Annotated in this window: 22 protein-coding genes; 17 read left to right on the forward strand and 5 right to left on the reverse strand. The window is 39.4% G+C overall.

Annotated features, from left to right (window positions below; all coding sequences use genetic code 11):
- Nucleotides 1-7: 7 nt before the first annotated feature.
- The 14 genes from R8G33_06565 to R8G33_06630 all read left to right on the forward strand — a co-directional run bounded on the left by R8G33_06565 (nt 8) and on the right by R8G33_06630 (nt 14,580).
- A complete protein-coding gene (locus R8G33_06565; protein MDW3095314.1) occupies nt 8-2,515 on the forward strand; it encodes an EAL domain-containing protein in 2,508 nt (835 codons plus the stop codon).
- A 17-nt stretch (nt 2,516-2,532) separates the two neighbouring features.
- Nucleotides 2,533-3,648, forward strand: coding sequence for a sensor domain-containing diguanylate cyclase (locus R8G33_06570; GenBank protein ID MDW3095315.1), 1,116 nt, complete (start codon nt 2,533-2,535; stop codon nt 3,646-3,648).
- A 198-nt stretch (nt 3,649-3,846) separates the two neighbouring features.
- The gene (locus R8G33_06575; GenBank protein MDW3095316.1) at nt 3,847-4,293 is read left to right on the forward strand and encodes a hypothetical protein; all 447 of its coding nucleotides are present in this window, start codon (nt 3,847-3,849) and stop codon (nt 4,291-4,293) included.
- 20 nt (nt 4,294-4,313) lie between these two features.
- Complete coding sequence (gene cmoA / locus R8G33_06580; protein MDW3095317.1) at nt 4,314-5,039, forward strand: carboxy-S-adenosyl-L-methionine synthase CmoA; 726 nt, start codon at nt 4,314-4,316, stop codon at nt 5,037-5,039.
- A gap of 8 nt (nt 5,040-5,047) precedes the next feature.
- Entirely contained in the window at nt 5,048-6,031 is a 984-nt protein-coding gene (gene cmoB, locus R8G33_06585) for a tRNA 5-methoxyuridine(34)/uridine 5-oxyacetic acid(34) synthase CmoB (GenBank protein MDW3095318.1), read from the forward strand.
- A 130-nt stretch (nt 6,032-6,161) separates the two neighbouring features.
- On the forward strand, nt 6,162-6,500 hold the full coding sequence (gene glnK / locus R8G33_06590) for a P-II family nitrogen regulator (GenBank protein ID MDW3095319.1): 339 nt from the start codon (nt 6,162-6,164) through the stop codon (nt 6,498-6,500).
- 11 nt (nt 6,501-6,511) lie between these two features.
- Entirely contained in the window at nt 6,512-7,807 is a 1,296-nt protein-coding gene (locus R8G33_06595) for an ammonium transporter (GenBank protein ID MDW3095320.1), read from the forward strand.
- Between the two features lie 82 nt (nt 7,808-7,889).
- A complete protein-coding gene (gene pcnB, locus R8G33_06600; GenBank protein MDW3095321.1) occupies nt 7,890-9,161 on the forward strand; it encodes a polynucleotide adenylyltransferase PcnB in 1,272 nt (423 codons plus the stop codon).
- A gap of 26 nt (nt 9,162-9,187) precedes the next feature.
- On the forward strand, nt 9,188-9,688 hold the full coding sequence (folK, locus tag R8G33_06605; GenBank protein ID MDW3095322.1) for a 2-amino-4-hydroxy-6-hydroxymethyldihydropteridine diphosphokinase: 501 nt from the start codon (nt 9,188-9,190) through the stop codon (nt 9,686-9,688).
- On the forward strand, nt 9,657-10,340 hold the full coding sequence (locus R8G33_06610; protein MDW3095323.1) for a deoxynucleoside kinase: 684 nt from the start codon (nt 9,657-9,659) through the stop codon (nt 10,338-10,340). The genes folK and R8G33_06610 overlap by 32 nt, the downstream gene beginning before the upstream one ends.
- 7 nt (nt 10,341-10,347) lie before the next feature.
- Nucleotides 10,348-11,139, forward strand: a complete 792-nt coding sequence (gene panB / locus R8G33_06615) for a 3-methyl-2-oxobutanoate hydroxymethyltransferase (protein MDW3095324.1) — start codon at nt 10,348-10,350, stop codon at nt 11,137-11,139.
- Between the two features lie 20 nt (nt 11,140-11,159).
- Complete coding sequence (gene panC / locus R8G33_06620) at nt 11,160-12,005, forward strand: pantoate--beta-alanine ligase (GenBank protein ID MDW3095325.1); 846 nt, start codon at nt 11,160-11,162, stop codon at nt 12,003-12,005.
- Nucleotides 12,006-12,363: 358 nt separating this feature from the next.
- Complete coding sequence (gene pgi / locus R8G33_06625; GenBank protein ID MDW3095326.1) at nt 12,364-13,971, forward strand: glucose-6-phosphate isomerase; 1,608 nt, start codon at nt 12,364-12,366, stop codon at nt 13,969-13,971.
- Nucleotides 13,972-13,989: 18 nt separating this feature from the next.
- Nucleotides 13,990-14,580 (forward strand): DUF938 domain-containing protein, encoded by a 591-nt coding sequence (locus R8G33_06630; protein MDW3095327.1) that lies wholly within the window; start codon nt 13,990-13,992, stop codon nt 14,578-14,580.
- Nucleotides 14,581-14,583: 3 nt separating this feature from the next.
- On the opposite strand, the gene R8G33_06635 is transcribed toward R8G33_06630, so the two are convergent.
- Genes R8G33_06635 through queG form a run of 4 tightly spaced genes read right to left on the reverse strand, consistent with a single transcriptional unit; the run spans nt 14,584 to nt 18,866 of the window.
- Nucleotides 14,584-14,916 (reverse strand): YdbL family protein, encoded by a 333-nt coding sequence (locus tag R8G33_06635; GenBank protein ID MDW3095328.1) that lies wholly within the window; start codon nt 14,914-14,916, stop codon nt 14,584-14,586.
- Between the two features lie 15 nt (nt 14,917-14,931).
- Complete coding sequence (locus R8G33_06640) at nt 14,932-15,123, reverse strand: YnbE family lipoprotein (GenBank protein ID MDW3095329.1); 192 nt, start codon at nt 15,121-15,123, stop codon at nt 14,932-14,934.
- Nucleotides 15,124-15,181: 58 nt separating this feature from the next.
- Nucleotides 15,182-17,818: a YdbH domain-containing protein gene (locus tag R8G33_06645; GenBank protein MDW3095330.1), complete on the reverse strand. Its 2,637-nt coding sequence runs from the start codon at nt 17,816-17,818 to the stop codon at nt 15,182-15,184.
- 7 nt (nt 17,819-17,825) lie between these two features.
- Nucleotides 17,826-18,866, reverse strand: a complete 1,041-nt coding sequence (gene queG, locus R8G33_06650; GenBank protein MDW3095331.1) for a tRNA epoxyqueuosine(34) reductase QueG — start codon at nt 18,864-18,866, stop codon at nt 17,826-17,828.
- A 51-nt stretch (nt 18,867-18,917) separates the two neighbouring features.
- On the opposite strand from queG, the gene R8G33_06655 reads away from it, so the two are divergent.
- Genes R8G33_06655 through R8G33_06665 form a run of 3 tightly spaced genes read left to right on the forward strand, consistent with a single transcriptional unit; the run spans nt 18,918 to nt 22,507 of the window.
- Entirely contained in the window at nt 18,918-20,402 is a 1,485-nt protein-coding gene (locus R8G33_06655; GenBank protein MDW3095332.1) for an NAD(P)H-hydrate dehydratase, read from the forward strand.
- Nucleotides 20,399-20,821 (forward strand): tRNA (adenosine(37)-N6)-threonylcarbamoyltransferase complex ATPase subunit type 1 TsaE, encoded by a 423-nt coding sequence (gene tsaE, locus R8G33_06660; GenBank protein ID MDW3095333.1) that lies wholly within the window; start codon nt 20,399-20,401, stop codon nt 20,819-20,821. Before R8G33_06655 ends, tsaE begins: the two co-directional genes overlap by 4 nt.
- Before the next feature lie 60 nt (nt 20,822-20,881).
- Nucleotides 20,882-22,507, forward strand: coding sequence for an N-acetylmuramoyl-L-alanine amidase (locus tag R8G33_06665; GenBank protein ID MDW3095334.1), 1,626 nt, complete (start codon nt 20,882-20,884; stop codon nt 22,505-22,507).
- 23 nt (nt 22,508-22,530) lie between these two features.
- Here R8G33_06665 and sohB read toward each other — a convergent pair whose 3' ends face one another.
- On the reverse strand, nt 22,531-23,535 hold the full coding sequence (gene sohB / locus R8G33_06670) for a protease SohB (protein ID MDW3095335.1): 1,005 nt from the start codon (nt 23,533-23,535) through the stop codon (nt 22,531-22,533).
- Between the last annotated feature and the right edge of the window lie 23 nt (nt 23,536-23,558).

Below are 23,558 nucleotides of genomic sequence, written 5' to 3' on the forward strand. Positions count from 1 at the left end.
TCGTCTAATGGCAGCGAAAGTTTCACTAATTAATATTGGCAAAGACTTATGGTCTTACTTGTGTCGCCAGATACCACCACCCGTGGCGTTATCTAATTACACCAGCGAGGCGCAACTATCAGAAGTTTTGAAATCTGGAAATCTGGATGCAGACATTATTGTATTGGGGCACCACCTGGAAGACCCACTCAAAATTGCTAACTGGGTAAAAGCAGTGAACCCGTATACAAAAATATTCGTGTTACGCAGACCTAGCGATTTTGAGCTTATGCGCCAAGACTTTGAGCTTAATCCAGCACTTGGTGAAGGATTAATGTTGTGCTCAACAGCAGACATAAAAAGTTTGCCCGCAGCACTCATTCACTCAACTGAAGCCTCAGCCAATGACACTAATATTAACGCTGCTATAAATAGCAGCGACAACATCCCAGTATTAAATAAAAAAGCATTACTAACACAACCTGATGAAATAGAAGTAGTTGATGATCTATTAAATAGTGCCAATGTCGGCTTTATCTTATTAGATAAAAATCACACCATTACTCATGCTAACAAAACAGCATGCGAATTACTCAACATAGATCAACATGAATCATTAGGCACTCCAATTGATTTGATTTTATCTTCTAAAGAACAAAATTCAGTTAAGCACTTAATCTCAGAAACTCAAGAGAATGAAGATAAATCTACTGGGCTCATTACTGCAGATACCGAAAATGGCACGCTTCACTTACGCTGCACTGTTGCGCTTAACGACAAGAAGAATAGCTCGTCTGGTTATGCATTAGTAATACAAAATCAAAGCAACTTGATGCGCATTGAAGCAGAGCTTCTAGAAGAACAAACTCGCAACAAGCTAACCCTCGAACTGCTGAAAGAAGGTGTCATTATAGCTGACAGCAATCTTGAAGTAGTTCATATGAATCCAGTAGCAGAAAGCTTAACTGGCTGGCCAACTTTTGAAGCCGAAGGCCATAGCATTGATGAAATTATTCGTATAATCGATTCTGACAAGCGCGAACGCTTTGATATTCCCGGACAATCTGCAATTCAAGAAAACAGAACTATCCAAGTATCGCAGAATTTATTATTAGTAAATAATCACAATGATGAACGTGCCATTGAACTTACCCTTGCACCTCATTTCCCTAGCGAGAAAAATGCCAATGGTGTTGTTATCATCATTAAAGACTTATCTGAAACTAGACGCCTCGCCAGTGAAATAGAACATCGTGCTTCGCATGACTCTCTCACGGGCTTATTAAACCGTCAAGAATTCGAATATCAATTAGAGAAATCGATCGCCAGCGCGGCCATGCATGATGTTCAACATGTATTGTGTTACATCGATGTTAATCAATTCAAAATTATCAATGCTCAAGCCGGTCATACAGCTGGTGACTACATTCTTAAGGAAGTTGCCCATTTATTACACTCTAAAATTCGCAGCATTGATTATATTGGCCGCTTAGGTGGTGATGAATTTGCATTATTGCTAGTTAACCACACAATAGATAACGCAAAGCGCACTGCTCAAACACTTATTGATGAATTTCAACGTCACCGCTTCACTTGGGAAACGCAAATTTTTGAACTTGGCTTAAGCGTCGGTGTTGTTCCCGTAACAAAAGAATCACCAGAGCCTGCGCAGATGCTGACACGAGCGGAATTAACATGCTATTCAGCTAAAGAGCGAGGACGTAATCAACTACACATCTATCAAACAGATGATGACGAGCTAACCCGCAAACATGCTGAAATCTTGCGCGCTGCAGGAATCACTGGTGCACTACAAGAAGATCGCTTCATGCTTTATTGCCAACCTATAGTCTCTTTGTCACTTGGCAATAGATCTATTCAACACTACGAATTACTGTTAAGACTTAATGATGCTAATGGCAATATAATTATGCCGGGCAGTTTTATACCTGCCGCTGAGCGTTATGGCTTAATGCCCAACGTAGATCGCTGGGTAATTCATACTGCACTGCACAGTTACCATGAAACATTTGGCGAAAAGTCTGGCGTACATATTGCTATCAATTTATCTGGCAATTCACTTAACGATGACAAGCTCCTAAAGTTTATTAAAGACGAGTTGGCCAGTTCTGAAGTTGATCCACAGCAAGTATGCTTTGAAATTACTGAAACGGCAGCTATCAATAATTTATCTCAAGCTAGCCATTTAATTAAAGAATTAAAATCAATTGGCTGTTGTTTTGCACTTGATGATTTTGGCAGCGGACTATCTTCGTTTACATATCTGAAAAATCTTCCAGTCGATTATTTAAAAATTGATGGTAGCTTCGTCACCGACATGTCCAATGACACAATTGACTACGCTATGGTTGAGGCGATTAACCAACTTGGTCATGTCATGGGCATTGGCACTATTGCTGAATGCGCTGAAAGTGAAGAAGTAGTTGAGCAACTTCGTAAGCTAGGCGTTGATTTTGCACAAGGTTACGCCATGGGCTCTCCTATGCCTATGGATGGCTTAAAGTTACTCCACTAGGGAATACTCATATACTCATGGCCGCACAACCAAAACAGACCAAACTTCAACTAAATGAGCTTGAAACTCTCAAGCATCGACTGGAAGCTGTTTACGATGATGCGCGCAACAATGAAAAAGTGCTCAAAAAATTCCAGTACCTGGAATTAAAGCTACTTAGCTGTAGTTCTCTATCTGAATTAATTCAAATTATTACTCATCATAGTCGTTCAACCTTTGGCTGGGATACTCTGACAATTATCTTGCATGATGAAGATAGAAAAATTTATAAGCTGCTAAAAGAATCTGGAGAAAATCCAGACAAACAAGAAGCATTACAGCTATTACCAGACATCACACATGTAAAACATATCTATGGAATGACGCGAAAACCAACACTAGGTAAGTTTGACTTAGACAAACATCGCTCTCTGTTTTTAGATAATCAAAAATACCCGCGTAGTGTTGCCCTATTACCACTGCAAAGAAACAATTGCCTATTAGGTAGCCTTAACTTAGGCAGCTATAAACTCGAACGTTTCCAGAAAGGTAGCGCAACTGATTTCTTGCAACATTTAGCTGCCGTATTGGCTACATGCCTTCATACTGCCATTGCCCATGAACGACTAAAGCAAGCAGGGTTAACAGATTCACTGACTGGCATTAATAATCGACGTTTCTTTGATCAAAGATTAGAAGAAGAAATTTCACGCAACAAGCGTTTAGAATCTAGCCTGGGCTGTTTATTCATCGACATTGATCACTTCAAAATTATTAACGACAGTTATGGGCATGACGTTGGTGACACGGTATTAAAAAAAGTCGCAGAACTAGTACGCGCTCAAACACGCTCCATTGATGTTGTTGCTAGATATGGTGGAGAAGAGTTTGCTATTCTGCTAGGGCAAAGTGGAAAAGTGAGAGCAATAGAAATTGCAGAACGAATTCGCTCTATTATTGCTGACACTAAATTTAAGAATACTGATAACAACATCAACATCACCGTCTCAGTTGGCGTCTCAACAATTGACTTTCAACAGCGACATAACGAAGATCCAAAATTAATCGGCAGGCACTTACTTCAACGCGCAGACAAAGCACTTTACCAAGCCAAGCAAAGTGGCCGCGATCAAGTTGTCTTCCTTGAAGATTAACTCAAGCCCTATACTTACTCACAATGAATATTCTTAATACTCTTCACTGTAACTTGTAAAATACCATATCCAAAATAGACATCACTAATTCAATATTGATCACACTTACTATTATCAGTACTCGATAAGATTCACCAATTAGACTTTAGTTAATGGCTATGCTCAAATGCTTAACACCAATCCTGTCGAGAAATTACGATGCGAATTTTATCTATAGCTATCATCTCTCTAACATTGTGCGCTTGTTTACCCACAGCCGATGAAAAACAAAAATCACTAAGTAAAGAGCAGATGGCTTTAGTCCTGGATGATGCACTAGCCAATCCAAAAGCATTTCAGACCTCTCTCAAGGAAAGCTGCACTACATTCAGCCCCTTGTTATTGGAAGTAGCCGAAACTATTAATATGGGCTCACGCATTTGGAATGCAGGCGGCCTACCCATCACGATAAGACTTTATGAAGGTGTCGCATACCGCGTACTGTATGAAGCTGGCGATGAATGCCCTGATTTATCACATGCATTTCAAGCAGGCTTATGGCGTGCTGAAGAAAGAGACACTGCCAATGGCAAAGGCCGCGTATTACGTCAGACCCTAGATTTAATTATGGGTGGACTTCCAGCCAAGCCCCCTGGCGCGCAGTAAATTTCATAATATAGTGCTGTATGAGTAAAGATGAAATATACAAACAACCACTTCAAAACATAGAAGATTTTAGTTTTGATAAAGCCGTTAGCGATGCTTTCGATGACATGGTGGATCGTTCGGTCCCTGGTTACAGAACACTTATAGCCAATATTGGCCCCATCTCTGCGTATTTTTTACGCCCGAATACTCATTGTTATGATTTGGGTTGTTCGCATGGCGCTGCTTCATTATCAATATTTAATTGCCTTCCATATAATTCCATTACAATTCACGCCATAGATAATTCATCAGCTATGATCCATCAATGTGAGCAATTAGTTTCACATGCGGGAGCGTCTGATCATATTAATACTCTATTAGCTGATATTAATAACATCAGCATACAAAATGCATCTGTTGTCGTCCTCAATTTGACACTACAGTTCTTACCGCTTGACCAGCGATACGAATTACTTAGTAAAATTGTTACAGGAATGAATCCTGGCGGAGCATGTATTCTTACTGAAAAAATAATTTTGCAAGATCATTACACTGAAGATTTATTCCATAAGCTACACACCAATTTCAAATCTGCCAATCAATATAGCCAGCTTGAAATTAGCCAGAAACGAAAAGCAATCGAGAATGTATTAATTCGCGAATCATTTGATGACCATCAGCAGAGATTATTTGATGTGGGCTTCAGCAGCGTGACAGCTTGGTTTCAATGCCTTAACTTTGCGTCTTTAATAGCTGTCAAATAAACTATTCGATGAACCTTGACCATTACACTCATTTATTTGAGTTAAATCAGCTCTCTAATGATTCAGAATGGAAGTCTTTACTTAGAAAGAAAATAGAAGCAGTTTTTCTAAAGCCATCACATGGTCACTTTTCCAAATGGCAATTCGCCGTGGACCAGTTATCTACTACGCGTAGCTCTCACTTCAAATTTGACACCCCTATAATAGAAATAGGAACCTCTAACGACCTTACAGATCAGAAAAATGAAATAATATTACAATCGTTAAATTCATTACATCCATGGCGCAAAGGCCCATTTAATTTTTTTGGAACTCATATAGATACTGAATGGCGTTGCGATAAAAAATGGCTACGCATTCAAAGTTACTTGCCATCATTAGAAGGTAAAACAATTTTAGATGTTGGCTGTGGAAATGGTTATTACATGTTACGAATGTTAGGAGACGGAGCAAAAAATGTTATTGGCGTAGACCCAACATTAGTTTTTTTAGCTCAATACTATGGGCTCACACAATGCATTAATCGAAATATTAATGCTCACTTACTGCCCATTGCACTGGAAGAACTGCCCACACAAATAAATCAATTTGATTATGTATTTTCAATGGGTGTTTTATATCATCGACGTAATCCGCGTGAACATCTAAAACGCTTACACCAACACACATCAGCAGGCGGCAGCGTGTTGATTGAAACATTAGTCATTGATACTGATAAAAACACTCAGCTAATCCCACAAAATCGATATGCTGGAATGCGCAACGTGTGGAGTATTCCTAGCCCCTCATTAGTCCAGTCTTGGTTAGAAGATAGTGGCTATGAAAATATTCAACTTCACAACATTCAAACAACTCAAATAGAAGAACAACGCGCTACACAGTGGATGCAAAATTATTCCTTGATTAATTTTCTTGATCCTATAGATCACAGCAAAACTATCGAAGGACATCCAGCACCTACACGCGCTATTTTTACTGCTCTACGCCCATAGCAATATAGATGACAATTAATAATGCACTATAACTGTGCATTTTTCTTCTATGCACTATTAAATGATGTCAGTTGCATTATTCAGTGGCATACTGCACTTTTATAGCGCACAAACTCAGGAGAGAATAACAATGAAGCTAGTCACCGCTATCATTAAACCATTCAAATTAGATGATGTACGTGAAGCACTAACCGAGCAAGGCATACAAGGACTTACAGTAACCGAAGTAAAAGGATTTGGACGCCAAAAAGGGCACACAGAACTCTATCGGGGAGCAGAATATGTCATCGATTTCTTGCCTAAACTAAAAATTGAGATTGCTGTCCCTGAAGAACGTGTAGACGAAGTTATTGAAGTCATAACTCGCACAGCAAACACAGGAAAAATTGGTGATGGAAAAATCTTTATTACTAATTTAGAACAAGCAATTCGTATAAGAACCGGAGAAACCGGTCCAGAAGCACTCTAGAGAGGGAAAGAATGATTAATATATACAAAAAAAATGCACTGTTTTGCTTACTATTGCTTCTACTGCCTGCAGTAGGTATTGCAGACGAATTAAATGGTGCTAATACATCTTGGATTCTTACTTCGACAGCCTTAGTGTTGTTTATGACTATCCCAGGACTTTCATTATTTTATGCTGGACTGGTTCGCAGCAAAAACGTGCTATCTGTTCTTATGCAGTGTTTTACCATTACATGCGTAGCTTCAGTAGTCTGGCTAGTATTTGGTTATAGTATGAGTTTCACCGCTCATGGTTCCCTAAACCAATGGATTGGCGGATTTGATAATTTATTCTTATCTCAAGTATCTCGTGAAAGCATGTCAGGTGACATCCCGGAATCTGTGTTTGTGATGTTTCAAATGACATTTGCCATAATCACACCAGCACTTGTCATTGGTGGATTTGCTGAAAGAATGAAATTCTCAGCAATGATTTGGTTTACAGTTTTATGGTTGATCGTAGTCTACTTCCCAGTTTGTCATTGGGTATGGGGTGGAGGCTGGCTAAGTGATAAAGGCACTTTAGATTTTGCGGGGGGACTTGTTGTTCATATCACTGCAGGTGTTGGTGCCTTGGTAGCAGCGATTGTTATAGGCAAACGCAGCGGTTTTCCATCAACTCCCCTACCCCCACATAATATGACTATGACTGTTACTGGCGCAGGAATGTTATGGGTAGGTTGGTTTGGGTTTAATGGTGGTAGCGCTTTAGCAGCAAATGGCGATGCAGGCATGGCTATTCTAGTTACTCACATTAGCGCAGCGATTGCTTCTCTCACCTGGATGACTATCGAGTGGATCAAATACGGCAAGCCAAGTGTATTAGGCATTGTTACTGGCATGGTTGCTGGTCTCGGCAGTATTACACCAGCTTCAGGTTTTGTTGGCCCTATGGGCGCTATAGTAATTGGTTTTACCGCAGGAATTGTCTGTTTCTCGGTAACCAACTTCATGAAACGCACGCTTCATATTGATGATTCACTTGATGTATTCCCTGTTCATGGTGTTGGCGGAGTTATTGGGACACTACTTGTAGGTATATTTGTCGCATCACAATTTGGCGGTGCTGGATTAGCTGAAGGTGTCAGCATTGCTGATCAATTTGGCGTTCAACTTACTGCCGTTGCTGCAGTCATCGTTTGGACAGCTATTGCCAGCTACATTATTCTAAAAGTAATCGGACTTATATGCGGATTACGTGCGACTGATGAACAAGAACGCAGCGGTCTGGATATCACACAACATGAAGAAAAAGGTTACAACCTTTAAATTTTAGTAAATTTGTATAAAAAGGCGGCCATTAGGCCGCCTTTTTTTCCACCATAATGTTAGATCCCTCTATAATTGGCTGGTGGAAAATACTAATAACAATCATCACGCACTCAATAGAATTCAAGCTAGTGAACACTGCATCGATGAAAGCAAAATCTGTGGCCAAGCCCGCCATGTTGTCGAGACTCTGTTAAAAGCAGGCTACGAAGCCTATTTAGTCGGCGGCTGTGTTCGCGACTTAGTTTTAGGCATCGAGCCAAAAGACTTTGATGTTGCAACAAATGCGCACCCCGAACAGATCTGTGAGCACTTTGAAAATAGCCGTTTAATTGGTAGGCGTTTCCGTATTGTGCATGTTTATTATCATCGCAATAACATAGAAGTTTCTACATTTCGCGCACATACAGGCCAAACCAATAATCAGTCATCTAAAGCTGGAGCTAGCGGTAGAATACTTCGCGATAATACATTTGGCACCATTGAAGAAGATGCTATTCGTCGTGACTTTACGATTAACGCACTCTACTATGACATTGACAATTCTGAAGTACTAGATTACTGCAACGGCTACCAAGACTTGCAAGCTCGCAAAATATGTATGATTGGGGACGTAGAAACACGTTACCGAGAAGATCCTGTGCGCATGTTAAGAGCTCTTCGATTCCGTTCTAAATTGAACTTAGAAATAGAAGACAGGACTCAAAATCCAATTATTTCGATGGGTCACCTCCTTTCAGAAATACCGCCCGCACGTCTATTTGATGAAGTAATAAAGCTTTTCCATAGCGGCTCAGCAATACGTTGTTTTCATGAGCTAAATAACTTCCAACTATTAAAAATCTTATTTCCAATCACTTTCAATGCGTTAAATCATGATGAATCATTTAGCTTGCTAATTCACAATGCTTTAGAAAATACTGACTCACGTATTAGAAACGGCAAGTCTGTTAACCCTGCATTTATATTTGCAATTTTACTATGGCGACCGTACTTACAATTATTAGAACAAAGCAGTCAACAAGGAATTCCCTATTCAGAAGGCGCGTGGTCTTCTGGGCGTACCACTGTACTAGATCAATCTTCTATAACTTCGATCCCAAAAAGATTTTCAATCACTATTTGTGAAATTTGGAAGCTGCAGAATCGTTTCACGAGGATGCATGGTCGCAAATCATTACAACTAATATCACATCCTCGATTTCGCGCAGCTTATGATTTTATGTGCCTTCGCGCTCACAGTGGAGAACTAGAAGAATCCGTCTGTAATTGGTGGACAAAAGTACAAACGTTGCCAGAGCAAGAACAGCGTAAAATGGTCGACCAAAATAATAAACCACGTACAAAAAAATAGACCACACAAAAATAAATACTAGGCTTATGTTTAACCAATTAATTACAGATGCCTATATTGGCTTAGGAAGTAACTTATTAAACCCTTTATTACAAGTTACCAGTGCTATTGAGCGACTGGATTTAATTGAACATACAGACCTTCACTCATCTTCCAGCTTATATTTGAGCCGCCCAATGGGTCCACCAGACCAACCTCCTTACGTCAACGCAGTAGCTTGGCTAAAAACTAGACTAAATGCTCATTCCTTATTGCTCAAATTACAAGCAATTGAAAATGAGTATGGGCGTACGCGTAATGGAGAACACTGGGGACCACGAACATTAGACCTTGATATACTAGTTTATGGAAATTATACGCTTAAAAGTCAGACACTTAGCGTTCCTCATCCAGGAATAAAATCACGAGAATTTGTTCTCTACCCATTGCACGAAGTGAATAAAAACCTCATCATTCCAAATTTAGGAGCTATACATCGTATACAACCACGATGCTATGCAAACGGACTCACCAGACTACCAATATAAAATGCCTACTCCATTACCAGACTACATCGTTATTGAAGGCCCGATAGGTGTGGGCAAATCTAGTCTCGCAAGTCGCTTGGCTAATGACTTTAATTCTGAATTAATATTGGAAGAAGTTGATGAGAATCCATTCTTAGAACAATTTTACCAGCGTCCTCGTGAAGCAGCATTATCTACGCAATTGTTCTTTTTAATGCATCGCACTCGACAAATTCAAGAGTTACGCCAAGGCAGTATTTTTTCGCAATCCAAAATAGCCGATTACTTAATTGAGAAAGACCAGCTATTTGCACAAGTAACTCTAACACCAACAGAATACGAACTTTATCTGCAAGTTTACGAACATATGATTGTAGATGCACCCAAACCTGACCTAGTAGTTTACTTACAAGCTCCGGTACCAACATTAATTGAACGCATACGCAAACGAGGCCGCAACTATGAACGTTTTATTGAGTCTAGTTACTTAGAACAACTTAACGAAGCATATGCCAATTTCTTTTATCACTATAACGACACTCCTTTGCTCATAGTCAATGCTAGTGACATTGACTTTATTAATAATGATCGTGATTACGAACAATTAAAGTCTCAAATCATGAATACCACTAGCGGGCGTCATTACTTTAACCCTCTTTCATTTGTCAGCTAAGTTAGTCATGAGCACACAGAACTCTATTGGTGTCACAATCAATCAACTACAAAAAATGTGCAACAGCAATGAAAAGATTGCTTGTCTTACAGCTTATGATGCAGCATTTGCAAAATTATTAGATGAAGCCGGGATGGATGTCATATTGGTCGGTGACTCCTTAGGAATGGTAGTACAAGGAAACCCATCAACTGTGTCTGTCACTATGGACGATATGATTTATCACACAGAGTGTGTTGCTGGCTCTGCAAATCATTCCTTAGTGATATCAGACATGCCCTTTATGAGTTACAGCAATATCGATAGCGCACTATTCAATGCAACTCGTCTAATGCAAGAAGGTGGCGCACAAATGGTCAAGCTGGAAGCCACACAACGTCAAACAGAAATTGTTGAAGAACTCAGCGCTTGTGGTATTCCAGTATGTGCACATCTCGGATTACGGCCACAATATATTCACAAACTTGGTGGTTATCATGAACAAGGAACTGATGCTGACTCAGCTAACGAACTATTATTAACAAGTGTGGCATTGGAAAACGCTGGTGCAGACATTCTATTAGTTGAATGCATACCCCCCAAGCTTGCTGCAGAAATTACAAAAACTGTCAGCATTCCAGTGATAGGTATTGGCGCAGGAAAAGACTGCAGTGGACAAATTTTAGTACTACAAGATATTCTTGGGATCACTCCGGGCAAGACTCCCCCATTTGTAAAAAATTATATGCGGTCTTGCAGCATCCAGGATGCAGTTACCAACTATATCAAAGATGTTAAGTCCGGCAATTTTCCTGCTTAACATTAGCATTGATATAAAACATGAAGGTATATTCTGACTCCGAACGCATTCGCGAGCATATCGGTAGCCAGAAATCTAACGGAGAAAAAATTGCCTTAGTCCCAACCATGGGTAACTTACATAAAGGCCACACTTCACTGATTAAGCTAGCAAAATCATTAGGCTATCGAGTATCCGTTTCTATATTTGTTAATCCTCTTCAGTTCAATCAAGAATGTGATTTCATCGATTACCCAAGAACTTTAGATGCTGATATTGAACAATTAAGCAACCTCAATGTGGATTTAGTTTTTACCCCAGATACTAAATCCCTTTACCCTGCAGGCACAGAATCAGCAACTAATATTATTGTGCCTGAGTTGGCTGATGAATTTGACGGACATTATCGTCCAGGACATTTTGAAGGCGTATGCACGGTTGTGTGCAAACTGTTTAATATTCTAACTCCCGATATCGCTGTATTTGGGAAAAAAGATTACCAGCAATTGTTAGTCATCCGTCGTATGGTCAGCGACCTAAATTTCAATATAGACATTGTTGCCGGTGATACTGAGCGTGAAAGTAACGGTCTCGCTTTGAGCTCACGAAACACCCATTTAAGCCCTGAACAACATGTGCTTGCCAGCCATTTATATACCAATTTAGAACTTGCAAAAACACAATTTTCAACTCAACGAATAGCTTCCTTAGAGCATTCTGCCCGCTCAAATTTAGAGAAAATTGGTATGATAGTCGATTACTTCAGCATTCGAGATGCGGTCAATTTACAACCAGTTACAGATAACACTAAAAATATTGTGATTTTGGGTGCCGTCTGGCTAGGTAATACCCGTTTGATAGACAACATACTTTTCCCAATGCCCTAATTGTGTATACTAATACCATGCGAAGTCATTAATAAATTTTCAGGAGAATAAATATGGCATGGTTTGTAGTTGGTCTCATTGTACTTGCGTTTATAGTCAATATTGCTGCGCAGTTAAATCTATTCTCACACTTAAAGAACGGTACTATTTACCGATAATTCGGGCGCATTTCACAAAAAAAGCGGGCTTTTGCCCGCTTTTTTTGTGCTTAGAAATTGTCCCAGTCACTTTGTTTACTATCGACCGTTCCTTGATATGATATTCACTGCTGTGTATTTCTCACCCTTAGTCTGATAAACGGTATAAGACAACTAAATCATAGTGCTCAATTGTTTTTAAATCCTAGTATTATCCGCAGATGATAGCCCCGCATTGGAAAAAACTTATTAATCACGCATCACTCATGCGTGATGTTGAAATGCGTCAGCTGTTTGATGAAGATCCTAATCGCTTTAAGAAATTTTCTATTCAATCAAATCCATTACTTGTAGATTTTTCTAAGAATAGAGTCATCGAGCAAACACTATCATTGTTATTTAAGCTAGCTGAGGCAGCTGAAGTTGAAAAATGGCGTGACAAGATGTTTGCTGGAGAAATTGTTAACAACACCGAGCAACGCTCTGTATTACATACTGCATTACGCAGCCCAGTAGATACTCATGTTAGTAATGAAGTAGACAATGAACTGGCTAGAATGGAGCGATTATGTAATAAACTGCATCACAATCAATGGCTCAGTTACAAAGATACGCCAATTAAAGAAGTTGTTGTCATTGGAATTGGCGGCTCTTATTTAGGACCCAAGCTTGCTTGTGAAGCACTCAGTCACTTCACTCAACAAAATATTAAAGTTCATTACGTAGCGAACGTAGACGCACATTTACTAGATGAAGTTTTAAAACAGGTAGCCCCTGAAGACACCTTGTTTGTTGTTATATCAAAAAGCTTCTCTACCCAGGAAACTACTGCCAATGCAGAAACTGCTGCTGCATGGTTACGCGAGAAAAGCGGTATTAGACGTTCCGTTCGCAAACAATTTGTTGCTATCACTTCTAATGCCGAAGCAGCAAAATCTTTTGGCATTGATTCAGACCACATTCTAAATATGTGGGACTGGGTAGGAGGTCGCTACTCCTTATGGAGCACTGTTGGCTTTCCACTGGCACTTCAAATAGGCATGCAAAATTTTCGTAGCTTATTAACTGGTGCTTATGCAATGGATAAACATTTCCAAACAGCTCCGTTAGATCAAAATCTACCTATAATTATGGGTCTGTTAGGAATTTGGTACATCAACTTTCTACATATGCCTCACCATGCAGTTTTACCCTACGACCACCGTCTACGTAGTTTACCTGCTTACTTGCAGCAACTTGATATGGAGAGTAACGGCAAAAGTGTCACTCGTGATGGAAAGCGAACAAACTACAATACTGGGCCAATCATATTTGGCGAAGCCGGAACCAATGGTCAACATGCATTTCATCAATTACTCCACCAAGGAATACCTATTGTTCCATGTGATTTTATAGGTTTCTCAAAAGCTGAACATGAACATAGAAGCCACCATGACATTTTACTTGCAAACATGCTTGCTCAATCACAAGCAATGATGATGGGTCGATCAAAAAAAGAAACTATCGAATTATTAGCTAGCCAAAACATTACTGGCAAAATGGTTAAAGATCTATCCCCTCATATGACATTCCCAGGCAACCGGCCTAGCAACACAATAATGTGTGAGTCGCTAACACCAACTACACTAGGCGCACTTCTTTCGCTTTATGAACACAAAGTATTTGTACAAGGCATAATTTGGAACATTAACTCATTCGATCAGATGGGTGTGGAACTTGGAAAAACTTTAACTAATAAAATTCTTCCTGTGCTTCAAAGTGACAAAGAATTAGCCAGTGGAGATTGCTCCACAAAAGCATTAATCGACTATATTCGAAAAACAAGCTAAAACACTTAATCCAATTTTATGCTGAACAAACCTTTTGCTCCAGCTGCTAAAGAAAATAGTAATGCCATTCTTGACGTACTAAAACAAGAATTCAAAAATACAAACACAGTGCTTGAAATTGGTAGTGGGACAGGCCAGCATGCCGCCTATTTTTCACAACATTTATCACATCTCAACTGGCAAGCAAGCGATAAACAAGAAATGCTTGCGGGCATTGCCATGTGGCTTAATGATAAAAATCTAGATAATGCGTTAACTCCAATAGAGCTTGATGTAAATTTGAATTGGCCACAACAACACTATGATGGCGCATATGCCGCGAACATCGCTCATATCTTACATTGGAATGAAATTGAAGCGTTGTTCGCTGGACTAGACCAAACACTTACCAACTCAGCCGTATTTTGCTTATACGGCCCATTTAATATCAATGGAAAATACACAAGCGAAAGTAATCAGAGCTTTGATCAATGGTTAAGAAATCGAGATCCTCAATCTTGTATTAGAGATAAAAACGATCTTGATCAACTTGCAGTGAATAATAACTTTCAGGCTTCCACGCAATGGGAGATGCCAGCCAATAATAAAATATTAAGCTGGAGAAGATAAATACTACTTCTTTTTCCACCCTGCTGCTGTTTGTATATAATTGCCAGCCTGAGTTTTTTCGATTGCTTTTTTACCTGCAAGCAGCTCAACTGTTTCTAAGCTAGTACTGTTTTTTGCAGCAATTGATTGATACTTGGCTTTACGCTTTGCATTAACATCGACAACAAGCCCCCTCACTTCGGCATCAGCATCTGCACTCACAACACCAAGATAACCATTTAATTGTTCTCCAATCAGTCCTTCACTTTTAACCTGTTGCAAGTCCACAGCGAAAACACATGCTGCATTTAATGCAATCAAACCAATAAACAATATTTTTAAAATTTTATTTTTCATTGTTGTTAATCCCTATTAGAACAGACCGCTATCGTCGGCAAACACATCATCCAATTCTTTATCAACCTTAATACGCACTTCATGTTCAATCTTTATGTTCATGTTAATTGTAATAGGTTCATCTGGCGCTTCAACCTTAACCGTAGGATTACAAGCGGCTAGTAAAAAACTGACTACAAAAAACAGATACAAATGTGATTTATTCATTGGTGTTATACCGATTATATGTAAATGGTTGACAAAGACTGGATCAATAAAGTTCCCATCATGGCTTCTGATTAGAAAGTATTTGCTCACTGATGCCTTGATCAATATGTGTTAGCAATCTAGCACTCTCCAAGAATTTCCACAAATTAAAGTCAATATTAAAATTCAAATTGACTTGCTTATTTAGAGCTGCATTAGGGCTTCGACCATAAAGTTTAGTTGATAATGTCAAATCGCCTCCTGATACTAAATCAACTTGTGCGGACATTTCGTTATATTGGAAATCTTCTAGCAATTCTCCAACCAGTCGCAAATTTTCATTGCCCATCAGCACTTCCCCAATACGCCCATACTTGATATAGCCACCGCTTTCATCTGCTCGCAACCACCCACTATCAATCAACAGCACTCCATCATCAAGCCGCATTGGTAACTCACCGTCTAACGTTCCACTCGCCACCAAGTCTTCAGTTTGATTTAAGGCAATTAACTTTTCCAATGACAATGAAGACAGGAATATAGAAAACCCATTCTCACGTCGATTCAAATCAACTTCTACCTGATCAGCATAAATACTACCATCAAGCGCACTCGCATATAAATTGCTCAACTTTACTGACGGTTGCTCTTGGACCTGGTATTCCATTCGTTCTAGACGCATTGATACATCTCTAAGTGGAACCCCCACATTAACCAAACCAATCTCAATTTCTGCGGGTTGTTTTAATTTCCAGCCTTCTTGACTTAAAAATTCCAATGTCGCATTTAGATTAGAAAATTGATTTTGCGCGTAATCTCCCATGACATGATGCGCAATTAATTTGACAGCGATTTCAGATACCGAGTTATTAATATTCCAAATAGCATCAATACCTAGATCTAACATCCCACCTTTTAATTGTAACGGAAACCCAGTCTCGCCTATCTGATCTTCTATAATTTCATTATTCGCTAATGCTACTGCATCAGCATTCATCGTCATTGACCCTAACCCAGTGAACAAATCTTGTGAGGCAGAAAAATCCAATGGGTGTTTCTGTTCACCCAAATTCACACCGCCATCAACAGAAAGTTTATTATTATTTAAGTCAATATTTGCATTTAACTTATATGCTGTAACTGGAATAGCACGTTCTCTTATCAAGATATTGTCAACTTGCACATTGGCGCTTATCTTTTGATAACTACTGGAATAATCCGCACTGCGAATATGCAGTTCAATTGGTGCTAACTCGAGCTCAATATTGCCACTACGCAGCTGACCGGATGACAAACCAAACCGCATATCATTCGACTTAATGCCATCCTGATAACGATATATAAATTGTGTATCTTGTATCGACTTGAGTTGGACTTTTTTAATTTTATAACCTTCATAATATACATTCAATGCATTCGCAATGAATTCCTTACTCATATATACATTCACTTGCTCGTTATCAGCATTAATATTTCCACGTCCATTGACAAGCAAGCGAGAAATTTTAGTTGGTGCTGATACATCTTGACCCTCCAATTTTAATTGATAATCAGCAGCTAACTTCCACTCCTGATAGAAACTATCAAAAATTAAATCAGACAACCAAATATCAACCTTTAAAAGTGAAGATTGAGCAGCAAAATTAATTGCAGCATCGCCTTTGGCATTGATCGCAAACACTTCCTTAAGTGAAAGTTGTACTAGCACCTGATCACTAGGATTTATATCAACAACATATCTGCGTCCTATACGGTCAAAATATTCATTCACCCAAATCGGTGTTTGATAGAACTCCACCTCAGCACGCTGCGGATCTTTAAATGCACAACTGGCAAAATTCAACTGCTCGACATGGCAATTTGCTCTCACGTCTATATGTGCTTGCTTTACGCCATGCTGCTTTGAAGATACATGCAACTCACTATCTATATCCACATCAGCTGCAAACGATTGCATAGACTTATGCGTGGAGCGAGTTAAATCTAACTCTATGTTTGCACTTATAGTGCTAACATCATCTTGCACATACTGTTCAACATTAAACAAAATTAAAAATTTATTTATCTCAGAAAAACTTACATCGCCTTGCAAACGAATACTCAACCAATCATCTTGCACATCATAGTCACCGTCAAAAGCAACCACAGTTGCATCAGGGTGAAGAATATCTAGAGAGAAATCAGATTCATTAACTGATAAATTTAACTCTGCATCAATGCCATTCTCATAACTAAGCACTCCTTCTAGAGTTACTTGTTTCGCATAGATCAACGAACCATCAAAATGAATTGATTCGCTTTGATATGCGTGATAGTGCAATTTCAGATGCTCTATATTTATTCCAAATATCGGTAATAACTTAACAATATCTATAATACTTTTCTCACTAGATGATGCTCCCGCATTACTTAGTGACATCACATCAATATCAATATAACTCGATGATGCAGCAGTCACTTCAGCGTTATATTTATTTATATCAACAACAAGGTTGTGAATTTCAATATTGGCTTCTATAGAATCATCAACATGCCGCATTATTAACTTTGGAATTACTATCTTATCAATATCAAATTGACTAACTTCAAAGCTACTAATATCAATTCCATAATATTTAGCTACTTTTGGAGATATCTCTTGAATAATTAGCGCACGCATCAAAAACAAACAGAGAAAAATAATTCCAACAAAAATTATAAAAAATATTTTTTTCATGGTTTATTCACTGCCCGTGCTGTTGCAATGCCCATTGCACATGCTCGCGCACCAATTCTGAACAATCATCTTGACGAATAACTAATGCGTCAACTACTTCAGGAATGCTCGGCGCATTTCCTAAAGCAACTGCTACATTTCTTAACCACTGTTGATAACCAATTCTGCGTATTGCAGAGCCCTCTGTGAAATACAGAAAATCCTTTTCAGTCCATGAAAATAACTCGACCAACCTAGTAGCATCTAGCTCATGTCTTTTGGCAAAGTCTGCCAATGGTGACTTTTTAGAAAATTTATTCCATGGACATACCAGCTGGCAATCATCACATCCATATATTCGATTTCCCATGGGTTTTCGATATTCGATAGGTATAGATGTTTTATGCTCTATAGTTAAATACGAAATGCATTTACGCGCATCTAACTTATAAGGAGCAACAATTGCCTGAGTTGGACATATATCGATACACGCTTCACATGTACCACAATGACTTAATGAGGGATCATCAACAGGTAATGGCAAGTTGGTAAATAACTCGCCAAGAAAAAACCATGATCCAGCATCTTCCGATAATAAATTTGTATGTTTTCCTATCCAACCCAAACCTGCTTTATGCGCAAGCGCTTTTTCCAACACAGGCGCGCTGTCAACGAACGCACGATACCCAAATGATCCGACTTGCTGCTCAATACGGTAGGCAAGTTTTTGTAACCGCTTCCTCATGACTTTATGGTAGTCGCGACCCAAGGCATAACGAGAAATATATGCTAGGCTCGCATCCTCAAGCACTTGAAATGGATCCTGCGCATCTGGTGGTAGATAATTCATTCTGACAGAAATGATACGTACCGTACCTGGCAGCAATTCATCTGGACGCGAACGCTTGGTACCATGCCTATGCATATAGTCCATTTCGCCCTGCATGCCTGACTGCAGCCAATTCATCAGATAAACCTCATGTTCTGCAAGACTTGTATCGCTAACACCAATATGATCAAAGCCAAGCTCAAGCCCCCAATCTCGGATATTATCCATTAGGCTTTGCATACTCTGCTCAGTAACGATAGGCTTTTCCACAATAGAATTACTCAATTACAGATGAATTTCATAAATAACGGCAAACAATACCCGGTCTTCTCTAGACAGCAAATACTAGACCTTGAGTCTAGCGCAATCCAGGAGCATGGTTTTAAAAGTTATCAGCTAATGCAAAGTGCAGGAAAAGCTGCATTTATGTTTGTTCGCAAATATTACCCTAATGCTAAGCGAATTCTGGTTGTGACTGGCGGCGGCAATAATGCTGGTGACGGATATATTTTGGCACGCTTATTACATAATGCGGACATCCAATGTTTCGCCATGCCGGTAGTGCCCATCACCAAACTAAGAGGTGATGCTATGCGTGCTCAAAATGAGTTTGCAATTCACGATGGCCTGGATATTGATGTAAGCGATAATTTACCTGAATGTGACTTAATCGTTGATGCACTTTTCGGCACTGGTCTAACACGCCCAATAGAAAATGAATTTGCAGATATGATAGATGCAATAAATCGCACGCCCATTCCAGTTTTGTCGTTAGATATACCCTCTGGACTTAGCGCAGAAACTGGCAACCCTATGGGCCCGACTATATATGCCAGCAATACTCTCACTTTTATAGGCCTTAAAAGTGGATTAATCACCGGAGAATCACGAAATTATACAGGTACCATCGAGGTAGACTCTTTAGGTCTACCTGAAACTTTAATCGATAGTTCTGAAAAGTTAGGTCTGTCTTTAAATGAAACAATGCATGCACACTTATTACCCCCACGCAAACAAAGTGGATATAAGAACATGTATGGCCATGTGCTTGTGGTGGGTGGAAACATTAAATATCCTAATGCTGCACGACTCGCAGGTGAAGCCGCGGCTCGTACTGGGGCAGGCTTAGTTAGTGTAGCTACGCACCCTGATAATGTCGCAGCAGTTGCATCAGGATGTGGTTCACTAATGGTTAAGGGAATACACGAACCGGCTGATCTTGCTGAATTAATTAAAAAAGCGGATGTTATTTTAATTGGCCCAGGACTTGGGCAGGACAAATGGGCACAAAAATTGTTTGCGCGTGTAATAGAAACCAGCAAACCATTAGTTGTGGATGCAGATGCTCTTAACTTATTAAGCAGTAACGCAAGCAAATGTGATCACTGGGTATTAACGCCACACCCAGGTGAAGCCGCTAAACTTTTAGCGTGCAGCACAGAAGAAATTCAAGTAAATCGAGTATCTTCCGCACTTGCTATCCAAGAACAATTTGCTGGTGTCGCCATACTTAAAGGCGCCGGTACACTCACTTGCCATAATCAACAAATTTACTTCTGCACTAGCGGAAATGTAAGCCTGGCTACTGGAGGCAGTGGCGATGTATTAGCAGGGATAATTGCCGGTTTAACTGCTCAAGGTATGTCATTAATTGATGCAGCAAACTGCGGTACCATGATTCATGGTCTTGCTGCAGAACTGATATCTAAAAACGGCACTAGAGGTATTTTGGCACAAGATTTATTCCCAGCGATATATCAACTCATCAATCAATGAAGCAAATAATTAGCTGCGCCAAAGAAATGGAGGCACTTGGGGCCAAATTAGTCAAAGACATATCTACCCCTGCAGTAATTTATTTGCATGGCGATCTCGGAGCAGGCAAAACTACCCTAGTGAGGGGTGCTGTCCACCAGCTAGGGCACCAGGGCCTAGTCAAAAGCCCAACATTTACACTCGTCGAAACTTACTCATTTCCTTCTCTAGAAGTCTATCATTTTGATTTATATAGAATTTCAGATCCAGAAGAACTCGAATACATAGGTATAAGGGAATTTTCCAGTGGCCCTAGTATTTGTTTTATCGAATGGCCAAATCTAGGAAAACCGCTAATTCCAAAAGCGACAATGGAAATATCCATTGAATACGTACAACAAGGACGTCAGGTCAGCATCGAAAATTACCCACTTCAGTAGCTTATGCGCTTGACCTAAGATGTAGATTTTTATTTAATAATTGTCCGTAGGTTATTATTTTTGTTACAGTTAACAAAAATAGACACAGATTATTGGGAGATCTACTGGGTGCTACATCCAAAATCATCAAATACCAGTTATGTCGTTCGGTTGATAATTGCCCTAAGTGCAATATTCGCTGTCCTTCCCACCTGTGTATTCGCTGAATCATTCCAGGTCGAGAATATTCGTGTAGCCAAAAATGGCCAAGTAACTCGGGTTGTATTTGACACTAATGCAGTCCCTTCATATAAGATCTTCACACTCAATAATCCTAGACGCGTAGTCATTGATCTTGTTGACGCAAAACTATCTGCCAAGGTAAATCAGGCCGTATTCAAAGCATCTTTCGTGGACAAACTTCGTCACGCTAATCGATCCAATAACAAACTTAGAATTGTACTCGACATTAACCAACAGATCGTAACCAAAAGTTTTGTGTTACCGCCCAATGGAAATTCTCGCCATCGACTTGTCATTGACTTAAAAAACTCTCAACAAACAAATACGCTGATAGCCAAGAAAACTTCCACCAGAGCAGCGAAAGATATTGTTAAAACCACTACCACTAAAAAAACAAAAATAGCTAAAACTACGAACAAAAAACCAAAAGTTACTGCATCTAATAATAGTAAACATGTCGAGAAAATAGTTAAACCCAAGCCGACTAAAAAAACCTATCCAAAGTCGGAGCAAGATATTATTGCAAAAGTAACGGCACCAGCTAAAGTAACAACTAAAACCAATCAAGCAAAAAAAGTTACACCTGCAACAAAAAAGTATAGACCCAGCACATTTGTGGTGGCCATAGACCCTGGGCACGGCGGTAAAGATCCAGGCGCAACAGGTTATGCTGGCACACGCGAAAAAGATGTTGTCCTACAAATTTCCAAAAGATTAGCTAAATTAATTAATGCCGAAAAAGGAATGCGTGCCGTTATGACGCGCAATTCAGATAAATTCCTCACACTACGTGGGCGTATTAAAAAAGCACGCCAGCAAAAAGCTGACGTTTTTATTTCAATCCATGCTGACGCCGTGGATGATCGACGTGTTCGAGGCTCATCTGTCTATATACTATCCAAAAATGGTGCAAGCAGTGAAGCCGCAAGATTTTTGGCTCAACGTCAAAACGAATCCGATGTGATTGGAGGAGTAAAATTGGAAGGCAAAGGCAAGGACGTTCAGAAAGTACTGGTAGACCTCTCTCAAGCAGCTACTATCGATGCCAGCATGAAATTAGCAAGCTCAGTCAAGAAAGAATTAAGCACGCTGGGGAAAACACGCAAAAATGTTGAACATGCTGGTTTTGCGGTACTCAAATCTCCTGATATTCCATCCATTCTCGTAGAGACAGCATTTATATCTAATGCATCAGAAGAAAAAAAATTACGCTCATCCACCCACCAACAAAAACTTGCCAGCTCGGTATTCAAAGGATTAAAGAGATACTTGAAGTATCACGCCCCTAAAGATGCTGTACTTGCCAGCAACATTAAGACCGACAAACATACTATTAAATACGGTGAAACATTATCTGAGATAGCAATTTTATACCGCGTGAGTATTGATGCAATCCGCAAAACAAATTCACTAAGGTCAGATAGAATTCGCGTTGGCCAAAAACTAATTATTCCTGAAGTTTAATACCAGCCTTTCTCACCCAGACATCAAGAAAGCAATTTTCTCTCCCACAGCGTCGTCATTACTTTCTCAAACGCTAATTGTGCACTCCCCATAATTTTTTCACTCACGGTTTTAGGAGCACTATGCTTTACTTCATAAACATCAGCTGTTTCACTTTTACGTAACAAATAATCATCACTAGTAAGTAATTCATCTACTAGCTTTAATTCTAGCGCACGTTTACCTAACCAATGCTCACCTGTAGCTATTTCTTGAATATCAATTTGCTCACGATTACTAGCCACAAACTCTTTAAACAAAGTATGAGTTTCTTCCATTTGTTCAGTGAACCTCTCCCTATCTTCGTCTGTATTTTTTCCAAACATTGTCAATGTGCGTTTAAGGTCACCAGCTTTTACCTGCTCATAATCAATTCCATGTTTATCAAGCAACCGATTAAAATTAGGCAGCTGAGCAATCACGCCAATAGAACCAATAATTGAAAAAGGCGCAGCAATTATTCTATCTGCGACACACGCCATCATATATCCACCACTTGCAGCAACCTTATCTACCGCTACAGTCAGAGGAATATTTCGTTGCTTAATGCGCTCTAACTGCGATGAAGCAAAACCATGCTCATGAACCATGCCGCCTGCATTCTCCAAGCAAATAACCACCTCATCTTCAGGCTTAGCTACTGCCAATATAGCCGTTATTTCTTTGCGCAAATGTTTGACTGCACTAGCTTTAATATTACCTACGAAGTTCAGAACAAAGACTCGCTTCCGCTTGTTTTCACTTTTTGTCTTTTTATTTAGTTTTTTATTATTCTTCACCAGCTCTTTCAGCTGCTTCTTGGAAAGCAAAGATTTTTGCATTAGCAACTTTAGATTATCGAACTTTTTATTTAGATTTTTAATCTCAATTTGATCTTGTTCTTGCGCCTTATGCGTCAATGATATAATCAATGACAACAACAACCAGATAAATATCAGAATCGTAGCAGCCTTTGCCAAAAATAATCCATAATTAGATATAAATTCCATAATTATTATTTCTCTAGTTAAAA

The sequence above is a fragment of the Gammaproteobacteria bacterium genome (assembly GCA_033344735.1).
In the GTDB taxonomy this organism is placed as follows: domain Bacteria; phylum Pseudomonadota; class Gammaproteobacteria; order UBA4575; family UBA4575; genus UBA1858.

Bases quoted from the DNA above. Each gene is read 5' to 3' on its own strand.
- R8G33_06645 (MDW3095330.1), bottom strand. From the start codon at position 17,818: ATGAAAAAAATATTTTTTATAATTTTTGTTGGAATTATTTTTCTCTGT.
- R8G33_06570 (MDW3095315.1), top strand. From the start codon at position 2,533: ATGGCCGCACAACCAAAACAGACCAAACTTCAACTAAATGAGCTTGAA.
- glnK (MDW3095319.1), top strand. From the start codon at position 6,162: ATGAAGCTAGTCACCGCTATCATTAAACCATTCAAATTAGATGATGTA.
- R8G33_06565 (MDW3095314.1), top strand. From the start codon at position 8: ATGGCAGCGAAAGTTTCACTAATTAATATTGGCAAAGACTTATGGTCT.
- R8G33_06575 (MDW3095316.1), top strand. From the start codon at position 3,847: ATGCGAATTTTATCTATAGCTATCATCTCTCTAACATTGTGCGCTTGT.
- tsaE (MDW3095333.1), top strand. From the start codon at position 20,399: ATGAAGCAAATAATTAGCTGCGCCAAAGAAATGGAGGCACTTGGGGCC.
- queG (MDW3095331.1), bottom strand. From the start codon at position 18,866: ATGCAAAGCCTAATGGATAATATCCGAGATTGGGGGCTTGAGCTTGGC.
- panC (MDW3095325.1), top strand. From the start codon at position 11,160: ATGAAGGTATATTCTGACTCCGAACGCATTCGCGAGCATATCGGTAGC.
- R8G33_06640 (MDW3095329.1), bottom strand. From the start codon at position 15,123: ATGAATAAATCACATTTGTATCTGTTTTTTGTAGTCAGTTTTTTACTA.
- R8G33_06595 (MDW3095320.1), top strand. From the start codon at position 6,512: ATGATTAATATATACAAAAAAAATGCACTGTTTTGCTTACTATTGCTT.
- folK (MDW3095322.1), top strand. From the start codon at position 9,188: ATGTTTAACCAATTAATTACAGATGCCTATATTGGCTTAGGAAGTAAC.
- sohB (MDW3095335.1), bottom strand. From the start codon at position 23,535: ATGGAATTTATATCTAATTATGGATTATTTTTGGCAAAGGCTGCTACG.
- pgi (MDW3095326.1), top strand. From the start codon at position 12,364: ATGATAGCCCCGCATTGGAAAAAACTTATTAATCACGCATCACTCATG.
- cmoA (MDW3095317.1), top strand. From the start codon at position 4,314: ATGAGTAAAGATGAAATATACAAACAACCACTTCAAAACATAGAAGAT.
- cmoB (MDW3095318.1), top strand. From the start codon at position 5,048: ATGAACCTTGACCATTACACTCATTTATTTGAGTTAAATCAGCTCTCT.
- R8G33_06655 (MDW3095332.1), top strand. From the start codon at position 18,918: ATGAATTTCATAAATAACGGCAAACAATACCCGGTCTTCTCTAGACAG.
- R8G33_06635 (MDW3095328.1), bottom strand. From the start codon at position 14,916: ATGAAAAATAAAATTTTAAAAATATTGTTTATTGGTTTGATTGCATTA.
- R8G33_06610 (MDW3095323.1), top strand. From the start codon at position 9,657: ATGCAAACGGACTCACCAGACTACCAATATAAAATGCCTACTCCATTA.
- R8G33_06630 (MDW3095327.1), top strand. From the start codon at position 13,990: ATGCTGAACAAACCTTTTGCTCCAGCTGCTAAAGAAAATAGTAATGCC.
- panB (MDW3095324.1), top strand. From the start codon at position 10,348: ATGAGCACACAGAACTCTATTGGTGTCACAATCAATCAACTACAAAAA.